Below are 13,068 nucleotides of genomic sequence, written 5' to 3'. Positions count from 1 at the left end.
TTCCCTCCTTAAACCCCATATAATTTGCTGTTACGCAATCCAGGAATGTTTACTGTTACTCTTAAGAGGGATCTGGTCAACAAAATAGCAGTAATCATGTTAGCCACGATACCAATAATCAGCGTTATAGCAAAACCCCTGATGGATCCAGTACCTAAATAGAAAAGAACAACAGCAGCTATAATGGTAGTCAAGTTAGAATCGAAAATGGTCCAAAAAGCCCTGTTAAATCCTGCTTCTACCGCTGCCCGCAGGGTTTTCCCGTTTCTTAACTCATCCTTCATTCGCTCGTAAATGATAATATTGGCGTCAGCAGCCATTCCTACCGACAGCAGGAGTCCTGCTATACCTGGTAAGGTCAAAACTGCTTTAATACTCACTAAACCGCCAAGTACCAAGATGGCAAAAACCACCAATGTTATGTCGGCGATTAGACCAGGTAACCTGTACACCACCAGCATGAACATGGCAATAGTGATTAACCCTATAATCACAGCCTGCTTGCTCTTTTCCAAAGAATCCGAGCCCAATGTCGGGCCAACAGTTCTTTTTTCCACAATCTTCGTTTCCACAGGCAAAGAACCACCCCTCAGCAGGGCTGCAATATTGGCTGCTTCATCAAAAGATTGAAACCCTCCGCTAATCACAGCTTGTCCATTTGGAATGGTATCTTTAACTTCCGGTGCAGTCAGCACTTTCTGGTCGAGATAAATAGCAATTCTCTTTTGCGGATCACCTTCCGGTAACGGAGCCAACCTGCTGGTTACATCCGCAAAAACTTTAGCTCCTGCACTGTCAAATTGCAGGTTGATTTCAGGTTCACCGCTGGCGCTGTTGATTCGCGCTTGTGCATCCTTTAAATCTTTACCTGTTAATATAGTTTTGCCGTCTGAAGTTTTAAATTCCAACAATGCTGTTTTGCCAATAATCTCTACGGCCTCTTCCGGGTTTTTGACACCGGCTAATTCCACAACCAGCCTATTTTCTCCCACCCGTTGGATTACGGGTTCGCTCACTCCCAGTTCATCCACCCGTTCTCTCATCACAGCCTGCAACTGCTTCATATCTTCAGAAGTAACCTTATGCCCGGGACTATCCTGAGCTTCCATCAGCACATGTACCCCACCCTGTAAATCGAGACCTAAATCAATCAAACTCAACAGAGGGTTAAATACTAAAAAGCTACCGCCCAGTATGATTACCATGATTACAAGCAGCTTAACCACGTTCCCCCATCTCATGCTGTCTCCTCCTTAACTTAAGGGATATCATACTCATAAATTATAAACCTCCCGCTAGTGCATGTCAATTAAACAAAAAGTTGCTCCGAAACTTAGGAAAATGAAAGAACAAAAAAAATAAGGCTTACGCCTTACTTTTTATGAAGTCATCTTTTCTTTAAACATTTGATATCGGTTATGCAGCTTTTGAATAGTGCTAAGCCCCAAACTTAATTCTATGGCCCGGTCTACTTTTTGCATAGTTTCAAAATCCAGATGTCCAAGAAAATTATCATTTGTAAAGTGATGTCGTTCCAAAGTCCTGATTTGCGAGAAAAGCGCCACGTGATCTTTGCACAAACCTGACTTGGAGCCGGCAGGAATTAAAACGCTGAATAAAAGTTTCTTCGTTTTTAATTTAGAAATTAGTGGCACCACAATCACAGAAGGACAGTAACGGTTTCCAATGTCGTTTTGAATGACAAGCACAGGTCGGATTAAGCTCCTTTTGCCCTCATTATTTAAGTTGACGGCAAACACGTCTCCCCTTTTAACAGTTGCCAAACCCCTTACAGCCCGCATTAGCTTAACCCCCTAACCCGCTTTCTTCCACTAGCAAAAGCAGCCTATTTTCTTCTAGCTGCCACTCTTCGTCAAGAATAATACCTAGGTTAATTAACTTCAAATAATCTGCCTTAAGCCTCTTCTCCGGATCCTTACTACTTTGTAGCCAATTTTTCAACCAAGCCAAGATACTCACCCGCTCGCTAGGATTTTTATTTTGCAAATCAGAAAAGTTATCGACTTTCTAATTTGCATAAGTGCAACTAAGGTCTTCCGCCACCGCTTATAAGCTTGGCACAAGCGAAGTTTTCTTTATCTAACAATATATATTTTAAATACGTCAGGGATGAGCCTATTCCTCCTTCGATTGCTGTCACTTCTTGGGAAATACTGACAAAAAAGGGCCCCGCATTGCGGAGACCCTTTACATTAATCTTCCTGCCCTTTAATACGGGCTACAGCCGCTTTATCAAATTCTACCTCAACTTTGTCAGCGATTCTTAGAATCAGACTGTTTTCCTTGATTTTAATAATCCGGCCATGAATTCCACCAATAGTAACGACACCGTCATTTACCTTGAGACTATTTAACATTTCTTGCCGCTTTTTTTGCTGTTTTTGTTGAGGTCTAATCATCAAGAAATAGATTATGGCAAAGAAAAACAGCAAGTACAGAATTGTCCCGGTCCACTGCTGCAAGCGGTTCACCTACCTTTCTCTCATTAGTAATAATGCCATATTCTACACCTAATTTCCAAAACCCTCTTTAATATTGTATCTTTCCAGAAATTCCTGCGCAAAATCCCTCAAGCTATCTTCCAAAATTGCTTTTCTGATCTTACCCATTAAATCGATAAGGAATGAAAGATTATGAATGGTAGTCAAGCGAATACCCAAAACTTCATCGGCCTTGAGTAAATGGCGGATATAAGCTCTGGAATAATTCCGGCAAGTATAGCAACCGCATTCCGGATCAAGGGGCGAAAAATCCCGCGCATATTGTGCATTTCTGACTACCAATTTGCCCTGGCTGGTCATAACAGTCCCATTTCTGGCAATGCGCGTCGGTAAAACACAGTCAAACATATCTACCCCGCGCAGGACACCTTCCACTAAACAGTCAGGGGAACCTACACCCATTAAATACCTGGGCTTATTGGCCGGTAAATGGGGTATTGTATGCTCTAACATTTCGTACATTAGTGGTTTGGGTTCACCAACACTTAACCCACCTATACCGTAACCTGGGAAATCCAATTGGGTAAGCTGTTTAGCACTTTCAACCCTCAGCTCCGGATAGACACTTCCCTGTACAATGCCAAACACAACTTGCTGCGGGTGGTTATGAAACTTTAAACAACGTTCTGCCCAGCGGCTTGTCCTTTCCATGGCCTTCTTAGCTTCCTCAAAAGAACAGGGGTAAGGTGCACATTCATCAAAGGCCATTGCAATGTCAGAGCCCAAAGCCATTTGAATTTCCATTGATATTTCCGGGCTGAAAAAATGTTTAGAACCATCGATATGTGAGCGGAAAGTTACCCCGTCATCGTTAATTTCCCGCAAATCGACCAGACTAAATACCTGGAATCCCCCACTGTCGGTCAATATCGGCTTGGGCCAATTCATGAAGCGATGCAACCCTCCTGCTTCGGCTACTAAATCATGTCCCGGCCTCAAGTAAAGATGGTAGGTGTTGCTTAAAATGATCTGTGCCCCTATCTCCTCCAATTCGTGAGGAGACATTGTTTTGACAGTAGCTTGGGTTCCCACGGGCATAAATACAGGTGTATCGATTTCGCCATGCGGTGTATATAGTTTCCCCACTCTGGCGCTGCTTTCAGTACTCTCTTTTAATACTTCAAAGCGGATACTCACATCATCACTCCTATAAAGCACAGGTTATAAAATCAACATCGCATCTCCAAAGCTAAAAAAGCGATACTTTTCTTTTACCGCAGTTTCATAGGCCTTCATAGTTAAATCTTTTCCTAAAAATGCACTAACTAACATTAACAACGTAGATTTGGGCAGATGAAAATTTGTTATAAGTCCATTTACTACCTTAAACTCATATCCGGGATAAATGAAAATATCTGTCCAGCCACTGGTCGGGATGATTTTCCCGTGCTCTTGCATCACTGTTTCCAAAGTCCGCACGGAAGTTGTCCCGACGGCAATAACTCTCCTGCCTTCTGCCACCGCATTTTGAATAATATTAGCGGATTTTTCCTCTATTTCATAGTACTCAGCGTGCATTTTATGTTCTTCAATTTCACTTACTTTTACGGGGCGGAAAGTTCCCAGGCCTACATGGAGCAGTACATGGCATATTTGCACTCCACTGCTACTGATCTTGTCAAGCAGCTCCGTAGTAAAATGCAACCCTGCGGTAGGAGCCGCGGCCGATCCCTCCCGGGAGGCATAAACCGTCTGGTAACGTTCTTGATCATCCAATTCGGACTTGATATATGGTGGAAGGGGCATTTTTCCTAAACGATGCAGGATATCTTCAAAAACTCCCTGGTAAGAAAAATGCAAAATGCGCCCTCCGCTTTCCGTCATAGTCACCGTTTCTGCCGTGAGCTCGCCATCACCAAAGATTATAGTAGTACCAGGTTTCACCCGTTTACCCGGCTTAACCAGCGCTTCCCACCGGGACATGCTGAGGCGCTTTAATAATACTACTTCTATCCGAGCCCCGCTATCTTTTTTAATTCCAAAAAGGCGAGCGGGGAGAACCCTAGTGTTGTTGAGAACCAAAACATCTCCGGGATGTAAATAACCTACAACTTCTTTAAAAATCCTGTGCTCAATGGTTCCTTTTTTCCTGTCAACCACCATTAAGCGGGAAATGTCTCTTGGGTAGACTGGTTTTTGTGCAATCAATTCTTCTGGTAAAAAGTAATCAAAATCTGCTACTCGCATTTAACGGGTGCTCCTTAATGGTAAGTCTCAATAGTTAAACGACCGTCATCTCTGCCTTGATTATAATATTGTAAGATAATCTCCCGGTAATTATACCCTGCTGCGGCCATTCCCCTGGCCCCCCACTGGCTCATGCCCAAACCATGGCCATGTCCCTTTCCCTTTATAACAACCTTTTCAAAGACTTTAGGAATTGACCTGTTGGAGTTATCGCCTTTAACAAAGTATTTAGCTTCTGGTCCGTTTAGATTTGTCAGAAATTTGCCTGCGCCTAGAACTTGAAAATCTTTTGTTACATTATAGGTGTTTTTTTCGTTTCGCCCATTTAAAACTGTCACCGTGGAATCTAATTGCAGATCAAATAACGTACTTTTCAGGCCCAATACCGACCGAATTCCGTCTTTAGTAAAGGATTTAATTCCCCCGGTTCCTACAAAATCCAATCTGGTCACTCTGCCTGACAGCGTTTCAGCGTTTGTGTCCTTTTGATTTCTGGACAGATTAAAATCCAATATTTCTCCGATTTCAACCTTATTACTGCTTTTGGCATTCCAGCCCGCTATTTTTTCACGCAATTCATCCCTGGTAAGGTTAGTCTCCCATTGATAACTGTTAGCGGGCCATCCTCCAGGAGTCTGGTAGGGATAGCTTACAGCATACTCATCCCAGGGTGAAGCCACTGCTCGAAGATAGGGGAGCTTTTCGTTCCAGACATTTTCGCTGTTTTCGGTGTATCCCCCTGAATTGGCATGAAAGAAGGCCCTGATCAACTCCCCGTTATAGTAAATTACCAAACCTTTGGTAGAATCAACAGCTTTTTTCACATTACTCCAACCTGGCAAACTTTCAGCATCATATCCCTTGTAAACTTGGGTGTTAGTATCGATTCCCACGTCAAACCTGGTGCTCTTTCCTTTATTGCTTAGGGCATAGGATCTGGAAACTATAGCTTGAGCTTTTAGTGCTTCCAAAGGAGCAGATGTCCCCATTTCACTGCCAACCACACCATATAAATACTTTTCAATGTTCAAGCTATTGACCACTAAAATGCCGTTTGTTTCATTCTGAAAAAGCAAGTTATCCCGGTACTGCACATTTTGGAAGCGAAAGACATTAGTTTGCGTATTATCAACCGGAGTTAGAAGTATAGGGCCTAGGTAAGGTGTTTCGATAGCCACATCTTCCTTCAAAACTTTGAGATTATACCCTTCTTTACGAATTGTCCAACGTTCACCCTTTTGGGGTAACCCGATTGGCAGGCCGGAAGCTGCATCCAACAGCTGGTATTCGCCTTGCATCACCCTAAATTCTGCCTGGTTTAACTGGCTGGCTAAACCCACACGAATTATAATGCTCTCTTCGGCAAAAACAGGTTTAAGCAAAAACAGCAAAAAAAATAAAGGGGAGAAAATAAATAGAACTTGTTTCAACATTCACACCTCTGCATGCAATCTTATCTACTGATTTTTCGACAACTTCTTCAAGAATTCCTGCCCTATTTATTCCCATCTTCACCCTTTACTTTAACCTGGAGTTTTTCTGCTTCTTTTTGCCTTGCTTCGTTGGAAAAATCCTCATTCTTTTTCCCAGCCTGCGTTCTTTTCTTGAGTTGCTCCGGAAGTTCGGTCACATCTTCTTCTTTCTGAACAAATCCCGGCCCAAACTGTGGAGGGTTGTTACCCGGAGATTCTTGTTTTTCTTTAACGTCTTTCTTCAGCTCCTTGGACCGTTGTTGCGGCGTAGAATCAGGATTCCTTTTTCCATTAACATCTTCCCGTTTATCATTTTTGTATGCCCCAATTTCTATTTTTAAACCTTTCCCCTGAGACGTATTTTCTATCTGATTTTCTGTTTTATTTCCTACTTCAATTTTTTCATGGGACCCAGCCCTTTCCGGTTCCCGTTTTGGTTCTTTGCCCTCATCCTGATTTCTCTTTAATTCCTTCCGTTGTAACTTAGCCTTAACCTCTTCTTCCAGCTTCGCAATATCTTTTTCATGGGCTGCCTTTTGAATCAGCTGTTTTAAATCACCACCGGCTAAATTAATAGATTCTGTTAAACTTTCTTTTTTCATTTGTTCTTCAGTAATCTCAAGACCATCATTGACTGCTTCCAAGAAAACCAAATATTTCCCGGTCGATAAACCAACAGCATGGGCTTTGGACCGCACTTGGTCGCTGGCGCTAATTACTTCCACTTGGGCAGCTATACTTTTGGCTTGTAAAACTTTTCTCGCTTTTTCTGCATATAGCTGCTTTTCATTTTGATGGTTTTCTGTCAACGGTACATAGGTAATTAAAATATTTTGTATATTTGTATCAGGTTCCAAATAGCCTAGCGTTACTGCCTGTTCAATAATCCGTTCTACCGCATTCTCTCCTGGAAGCCCTAGCAGTTTTAGTTCGTTTAGCACTTTTTGGCCGTCAGAATTTAAAGCTTTGGCAGATACCACTTGCCGATTAATTCCTAATCCCAGTTCGATGCTTGGATTAATATCAACCGTGAGGTAAGAGGCAACAGGAAGCTCTGTAGGATGTAAAGTAAGCGCAAATTGGTAAACAAAAGGAGTAATTACAAGAAAAACTATAAGAGCGGCAACGGCAGCTAGCTTAGTCCTTCGGGAAAATTGCCATAACCCGCCGGCCTCGGGGAATGTAATCTCATCTCCAAGTTCCGGCCACCCTTTTCCTTTTGTCAGCTTAACTTTCACGAACTCCCCGGTCGGAGTCAACACTACAGCAGCGCCTCTATCAAATTCAATTACCAGACCTTTTCTGCTCCTAGACACTGGGCTCGCCCCTTCCGGCTAATTCTTTTATATACTCCTTCAGATAAGGAAAATCGTTGATCAGTATAATTGTTAAAGCAATAATATATTTTCTTTGTCTCTCTAAAGTTTTTCTGCTTACACCCACCCTGGCCTCCAAAAACTTAAGAGGAAGTTCCTTCTTAGCCAGTAAGTAATGTCGCAACATCTGATCACCGGCAATTAACCAGGCGGCCTCCATAGCCCTGACTCTGGCATCCTCATGTTTTGGTGATATATGTACTAATTCCTGCATGGAGATACCAAATTGCTTGAGTTTATCCTGGTATTGGATAATCTCCTGCCGGCGTTCCCTGGCCTCATCTTCCATCTGATATCTTCTGGCAGCCTCGTTTATTTCAAATGACTCTAATTCATTTATTTCTTCATCTTTGGTTATCAAACTGGAAATAGGAACCGCATTATTTTTTTGTTCCTTTCGGTAATAATCAATTAGTCTTCTTTTTATAACCAATTCGGCGAAGGATAAAAAATTTGCCCCTTTGGTGAGATCGTAATTGTCAATAGCTTCGTTAAAAGCAATTAAGCTGATGCTTCCTTCTTCGGTTGAAGGATCAATGTACTGCCCGCTGACTTTGGAGGCTACCTTGTATACAAATGGCATATATTTTTTAATGAATTTTTCTCTGGCCAAATCATCTCCAGCTTGAGAGGCCTCTAACATTACCTGCAGTTCATTGTTTTTCAGTGAGGAATCGCTCGCGCTAGAAAAAATCCACAATAACCTCACCTCTTTCCCTATATATTTCGGGAGTTTTAGATCCTTTCATGGGGTCGGTTTTAGTGTCTGAACAACAAATTTAAGATTATTGTCAAAATAATGCTAAGCAATACAGATGTTGCCAAGGGAAAGTAAAAAGTAAAATTGCCTTTTTGCAAAAAAATATCCCCCGGTAATTTACCTAAAAAAGGAATTTTACCAGCTGCCAGAATTATTAGCCCTAAAATTAGTAAAAAAAGTCCAAGCACAGCTATTGTTTTGCCGATGGCGCTAAAATCAAACATTTTGACCACCTTTCAAATGTTCTTTGCAGGCTTAAGAACCTTCATTTCCAAAAAATTGGCCAACCCCACCGCATCTTCCAGGCTAAAACAAGGTATATCCAAATTCAAGTCAACATCGGTAACAACCGCCATCAATTCTTCCGGCGGGCAGACCAAATCATCGCTGACTGCCTTACGCAATATTTCTATTTTAGGTTTGTTCCCCTTTTTGTAACCTTCCGTTATAATCAGATCCACGTTTTGTATTAACTCCGCGATTTCATCCAAGTTTTTTTCTTTTTCCACTTTTTCTATTAATGCCATTTTATGAGGGGAGGAGATAACCGTAACGTCAGCGCCGGCCTCTGCATGCCGCCAAGTATCTTTGCCGGGTTGGTCAATTTCAAAATCGTGGCAGTGGTGTTTTATGGTTGCCACCCGATATCCCCTTTTTTTTATTTCTTTAAGCAGTTTCTCCAAATAAGTTGTTTTTCCACTGTTTGATCTGCCAACAACTGAAACTATGGGTATCATCATTGTACCTCTTCTCTGTTATTTGCCCTCTTTACCAAAATGACAGTGGGGAAAAGTGCATACTTCACAATTTAGGCAAAGACCGCCGTGGCCTAATTTTACTAAATCCTGCCTGCTCAGTTTTTCGCCGCATAAGACTCTGGGCAATACCAGATCGAAAATGGTAGTTTTAGCGTACATTACACAACCTGGCAGACCCAAGATTGGCATTCCATCCAAATAGGCTAACATAAACATGGAACCCGGTAGTACAGGAGCCCCGTAAGCTATAATTTCAGCGCCTGCACTCTTAATTCCTGTAGGAGTTAAATCGTCAGGGTCTACCGACATCCCCCCTGTTGTCAAGACCAGGTCTACCCCTTCCGCTTTTAACTCTCTAACTGCTTGAGCAATTTTTTCCACATCGTCTGGAACAAAAACCTGTTTATGAAGACTGGAACCAAACTGCTCCAACTTGCTTTTGATGACAGGCCCAAAGGCATCTTTAATCCTGCCGTAATACACTTCACTCCCGGTTGTAACTAAACCAGCCCTAACTTTGTGTAAAGTCTTGACACTTATTATCCCTTGAATTGAGGAGCAAATTCTTTCCGCTTCTACTATTTTTTCCTCGGCGATTACCAGCGGCACTACCCTGCAGCCTGCAACTTGCTGACCGGCTTTCACCATACGGTTAGTGTGTAACGTAGCTATAATCAATTGATCTATTCCGTTTATTAACTCCAAACTGTTGACATCTACTTTAAGTAAACCGTCGGCAGCAGCTGTTAAATTCACTTTTCCTTCTTTCGGTTCACTTAAGTTGAGCCCTGAGCCGGCAGCAGCCTTAGCTAGCCTAAGGGCGGCATCGTTTTCATGCAACATTCCTTCCTGGTTTTCCCAAACATAGATATGGGCCTTTCCCAGATCCAGTAACTTAGGAACATCTTCTTGCCTTATTATATGACCCTTGCGGAAAGCAGGTCCTTTACTTTCACCGGGGACTATTCTGGTTATATCATGGCATAAAATCATCCCAACGGCTTCTTCAACCTTAACTTTCTTCAATTGAAAACCCTCCCTTTTTCAGAAAAACAATAATTATTTCGCGTAATCCAGTCATAAAACTGATTGGCCTGTTAGTCAGCATATTTTTAAAAATCAAGGGTCTCCTGTAATTCTTTTTTATATGGCAATCCCAGATGCCGGAAAGCCATCTCCGTTACAGTTCTACCTCTAGGGGTACGGTTTAAAAAACCCAATTGAAGCAGATAGGGCTCATATACATCTTCTATAGTCTCAGCTTCTTCTCCAATCGTAGCAGCCAAGGTATCCAAACCAACAGGACCGCCACTGAATTTATTGATTATGGAGAGCAATAATTTACGGTCGATGCTGTCCAGCCCAATTGAGTCTACTTCTAACATATTCAAAGCAGCTCTTGCTAAATCCAAATCAATTTTACCCTTGCCCTTAACCTGTGCAAAATCCCTAACACGTTTTAACAATCTATTGGCAATTCTGGGTGTACCTCTAGACCTGCGGGCAATTTCCCGAGCCCCTTCGGGATCAATTGGTATCTGCAGAATGTGGGCAGCTCTATTTACAATATCACTAAGCTCATCATTATTATAAAACTCTAATCGGCAAATAACACCAAACCTATCCCGGAGGGGTGAAGTTAAAAGCCCCGCGCGGGTTGTAGCACCAACTAAAGTAAATTTAGGTAAATCCAGGCGAATGGAGCGTGCGCTAGGTCCTTTGCCTATCAAAATATCCAGGGCAAAATCCTCCATTGCAGGATATAATACTTCCTCTACACTCCTGTTCAACCGGTGGATCTCATCAATAAATAACACATCGCCCTCCTGGAGATTGGTTAGTAGAGCCGCTAGATCACCGGCCCGTTCAATAGCAGGTCCCGAGGTAATACGTATTTGCACCCCCAATTCATTGGCCACTATGTTGGCCAAAGTAGTCTTGCCCAAACCGGGCGGCCCGTACAACAGGAGGTGATCCAAAGCTTCACCCCGAAGCTTTGCCGCTTGAATAAATATGCGCAGGTTTTCTTTTACCTTGGTTTGGCCAATGTATTCACTTAGCGTGCGGGGTCGCAAGCTGCCTTCCACTTCAAGATCTTCTTCGCGAAATTGATTTGTTAATAGACGCTCCTCCACCAGTTTGCCCCCTTACATTTTGGCAATTTCTTTTAAAACTAATTTTATCAATTGATCAAGCGACATTTCATCCCTTTGATTTTGTAAAACCGCTTGTAACCTGGGCTCTATCTCTTTTTGACTATAGCCTAGGCTTAACAAAGCTGCTAAAGCATCTCCATAGGAACTGCTTACAGTTTGGTTTACAGGAACTCTTTCTTTGAGATCAAATGACGTAGATTTAGCTATTTTATCTTTTAACTCCAGTATTAGTCTTTGAGCAGTCTTTTTACCTATTCCGGGCAACTGGGTTAAAACAGCGAGCTGCTCTTCCATAATTGCCCGCACCAGCTTTTCCCTTTCAATAGCTGCTAATATTCCCAAGGCAACTTTTGGGCCAACCCCGCTCACTTCTAACAGCAATTCAAATATTTCTTTATCTGATGCGTCAGTAAAACCGAAGAGTTGGACCTGATCTTCCCTTATGTGAAAATAAGTATGCAATACAACTTCTTCCCCTGCAGGAGGTAGTTGATATACAATATTGGCCGGAACTGAAACCTGGTAGCCGACACCATTCACCTCCACAATTACGTTATCTTGCCCTAACGATACAACCTTTCCGCGCAAAAATGCTATCATCTAATCATCCTTTGCCTGCAATATATTTTTTACTCTGTAAGAATGACCGTGGCAAATTGTAATTGCTAATGCATCAGCCACATCATCAGGCTTCGGCACCTTCTCCAAATTCAGGATAAGCCGAACCATTTCTTGCACCTGCTGTTTTTCTGCCCTGCCATATCCAACAACTGCTTGTTTGACTTGCAAAGGCGTATACTCGGCCACAACCATTTTATTATTTGCTCCCGCCAAAAGCACTACCCCTCTGGCCTGTCCCACGGCTAATGCTGTTTTTGAATTCTTATTAAAAAACAATTCTTCAACAGCAAGATGCTCCGGCTTATAGAAAGAAATCAATTCCTGTAAACCAGAGTACAACATTTTTAACCGTTCTGCTAAAGGTATTTTGCTGCAGGTTTGAATACTCCCGTAATCTATTACAGTAAATTTATTACCTTTGAATTGAACTATTCCATAACCGGTAATAGCGGTTCCCGGATCAATCCCTAGAATAAGCATTTTCAAATTCCCCTTTCCGAAAACTTATTCGACAAATGCAAGGGGATACCTGCAATACAACAAAAATACGGCCTAAGGCCGTATTTTCATTATACTATTCATACTCATCTAAACTATCCAAAGCTTCCAAAAGTTCCGCTTCACTGGAAAAATCAAGAAGGCCCCTGTAAACCTTCTCCTGCCATTCCGCCGGCAAACTTTGAATCCTGATGTCGGTAATCCTTTCCAAACCACCATTAACTCCTACCGGTCCCTTAAATACCGCTAAAAATTCCCCTGCCGCAGCCAAATGCCTTTTTTCTGCATCCTCAGGACAAAGTTCATCTATTCGCCGTTCAATTCTAACACTGTTTAAATTGCTTTCTATACTCCATCCTTCTTCACTGGGAAATTGGATTTTTAACTCCGCAAGTCTTTTATCATCCAAGATTGTTTTGAATTCCTGTTCTTTTACCGTATGGTTACATATCTCATAGTGTTTATAAATTTCCACCAAACCTAGAGATTCGTCTTTTACACTTGCCGGTTCTGTCTCCTTTATTTCTGAAGTAAAATCCGGTGCAATAAGTCCTGGGGTTATAAAATAAAAAAGAGTAAAACTTAAAATGGCTATTATTCCAAGTGCCAGGTAAATATAACTATACTTATCCCATTTCAAGGTATAATCCCTCCGCAGTATTTCTAATTGGCTAGTATTACCAATTAGTCAGGGATATATACCTTTAGCAAAACGCTA

General features: G+C 42.0%; 16 protein-coding genes. All 16 read right to left on the bottom strand.

What is annotated here, in order from left to right:
- Positions 1-8: 8 nt before the first annotated feature.
- Positions 9-1,241 (bottom strand): protein translocase subunit SecD, encoded by a 1,233-nt coding sequence (gene secD / locus EYS13_RS03165; protein WP_227765850.1) that lies wholly within the window; start codon positions 1,239-1,241, stop codon positions 9-11.
- A 138-nt stretch (positions 1,242-1,379) separates the two neighbouring features.
- On the bottom strand, positions 1,380-1,802 hold the full coding sequence (locus EYS13_RS03160) for a type II toxin-antitoxin system PemK/MazF family toxin (protein WP_227765847.1): 423 nt from the start codon (positions 1,800-1,802) through the stop codon (positions 1,380-1,382).
- Positions 1,803-1,806: 4 nt separating this feature from the next.
- Positions 1,807-1,971: a hypothetical protein gene (locus EYS13_RS03155; RefSeq protein WP_227765845.1), complete on the bottom strand. Its 165-nt coding sequence runs from the start codon at positions 1,969-1,971 to the stop codon at positions 1,807-1,809.
- A gap of 242 nt (positions 1,972-2,213) precedes the next feature.
- Positions 2,214-2,492 carry a preprotein translocase subunit YajC gene (gene yajC, locus EYS13_RS03150; protein WP_227765843.1) on the bottom strand — a complete coding sequence of 93 codons (279 nt, stop codon included), beginning with the start codon at positions 2,490-2,492 and terminating at the stop codon, positions 2,214-2,216.
- 39 nt (positions 2,493-2,531) lie between these two features.
- Positions 2,532-3,659 (bottom strand): tRNA guanosine(34) transglycosylase Tgt, encoded by a 1,128-nt coding sequence (tgt, locus tag EYS13_RS03145; protein ID WP_227765842.1) that lies wholly within the window; start codon positions 3,657-3,659, stop codon positions 2,532-2,534.
- 24 nt (positions 3,660-3,683) lie between these two features.
- Positions 3,684-4,709, bottom strand: a complete 1,026-nt coding sequence (gene queA / locus EYS13_RS03140) for a tRNA preQ1(34) S-adenosylmethionine ribosyltransferase-isomerase QueA (RefSeq protein WP_227765840.1) — start codon at positions 4,707-4,709, stop codon at positions 3,684-3,686.
- Positions 4,710-4,723: 14 nt separating this feature from the next.
- Positions 4,724-6,142: a SpoIID/LytB domain-containing protein gene (locus EYS13_RS03135; protein ID WP_227765838.1), complete on the bottom strand. Its 1,419-nt coding sequence runs from the start codon at positions 6,140-6,142 to the stop codon at positions 4,724-4,726.
- Between the two features lie 62 nt (positions 6,143-6,204).
- Entirely contained in the window at positions 6,205-7,497 is a 1,293-nt protein-coding gene (locus EYS13_RS03130) for an anti-sigma-I factor RsgI family protein (protein ID WP_227765836.1), read from the bottom strand.
- A complete protein-coding gene (sigI, locus tag EYS13_RS03125) occupies positions 7,490-8,257 on the bottom strand; it encodes an RNA polymerase sigma-I factor (protein WP_227765833.1) in 768 nt (255 codons plus the stop codon). Before sigI ends, EYS13_RS03130 begins: the two co-directional genes overlap by 8 nt.
- A 59-nt stretch (positions 8,258-8,316) precedes the next feature.
- Positions 8,317-8,541, bottom strand: coding sequence for a DUF2905 domain-containing protein (locus EYS13_RS03120; protein WP_227765831.1), 225 nt, complete (start codon positions 8,539-8,541; stop codon positions 8,317-8,319).
- Positions 8,542-8,553: 12 nt separating this feature from the next.
- Entirely contained in the window at positions 8,554-9,054 is a 501-nt protein-coding gene (mobB, locus tag EYS13_RS03115; RefSeq protein WP_423055316.1) for a molybdopterin-guanine dinucleotide biosynthesis protein B, read from the bottom strand.
- 18 nt (positions 9,055-9,072) lie between these two features.
- Positions 9,073-10,101: a molybdopterin-binding protein gene (locus EYS13_RS03110; RefSeq protein ID WP_227765828.1), complete on the bottom strand. Its 1,029-nt coding sequence runs from the start codon at positions 10,099-10,101 to the stop codon at positions 9,073-9,075.
- A gap of 86 nt (positions 10,102-10,187) precedes the next feature.
- Positions 10,188-11,210, bottom strand: a complete 1,023-nt coding sequence (gene ruvB, locus EYS13_RS03105) for a Holliday junction branch migration DNA helicase RuvB (RefSeq protein ID WP_227765826.1) — start codon at positions 11,208-11,210, stop codon at positions 10,188-10,190.
- Positions 11,211-11,222: 12 nt separating this feature from the next.
- Positions 11,223-11,831, bottom strand: coding sequence for a Holliday junction branch migration protein RuvA (ruvA, locus tag EYS13_RS03100; RefSeq protein WP_227765824.1), 609 nt, complete (start codon positions 11,829-11,831; stop codon positions 11,223-11,225).
- Positions 11,832-12,332, bottom strand: a complete 501-nt coding sequence (gene ruvC, locus EYS13_RS03095; protein WP_227765822.1) for a crossover junction endodeoxyribonuclease RuvC — start codon at positions 12,330-12,332, stop codon at positions 11,832-11,834.
- Between the two features lie 94 nt (positions 12,333-12,426).
- On the bottom strand, positions 12,427-12,990 hold the full coding sequence (locus tag EYS13_RS03090) for a hypothetical protein (protein WP_227765820.1): 564 nt from the start codon (positions 12,988-12,990) through the stop codon (positions 12,427-12,429).
- Positions 12,991-13,068 lie beyond the last annotated feature (78 nt).

The sequence above is a fragment of the Zhaonella formicivorans genome (assembly GCF_004353525.1).
Taxonomy (GTDB): Bacteria; Bacillota; DUOV01; order DUOV01; family Zhaonellaceae; genus Zhaonella; species Zhaonella formicivorans.
Note: the sequence above shows the minus strand (reverse complement) of the source record. Positions and strands in the feature narration are given on the sequence as shown.

Bases quoted from the DNA above. Each gene is read 5' to 3' on its own strand.
- queA (WP_227765840.1), bottom strand. From the start codon at position 4,709: ATGCGAGTAGCAGATTTTGATTACTTTTTACCAGAAGAATTGATTGCA.
- ruvA (WP_227765824.1), bottom strand. From the start codon at position 11,831: ATGATAGCATTTTTGCGCGGAAAGGTTGTATCGTTAGGGCAAGATAAC.
- secD (WP_227765850.1), bottom strand. From the start codon at position 1,241: ATGAGATGGGGGAACGTGGTTAAGCTGCTTGTAATCATGGTAATCATA.
- mobB (WP_423055316.1), bottom strand. From the start codon at position 9,054: ATGATACCCATAGTTTCAGTTGTTGGCAGATCAAACAGTGGAAAAACA.
- EYS13_RS03120 (WP_227765831.1), bottom strand. From the start codon at position 8,541: ATGTTTGATTTTAGCGCCATCGGCAAAACAATAGCTGTGCTTGGACTT.
- EYS13_RS03160 (WP_227765847.1), bottom strand. From the start codon at position 1,802: ATGCGGGCTGTAAGGGGTTTGGCAACTGTTAAAAGGGGAGACGTGTTT.
- ruvC (WP_227765822.1), bottom strand. From the start codon at position 12,332: ATGCTTATTCTAGGGATTGATCCGGGAACCGCTATTACCGGTTATGGA.
- EYS13_RS03135 (WP_227765838.1), bottom strand. From the start codon at position 6,142: ATGTTGAAACAAGTTCTATTTATTTTCTCCCCTTTATTTTTTTTGCTG.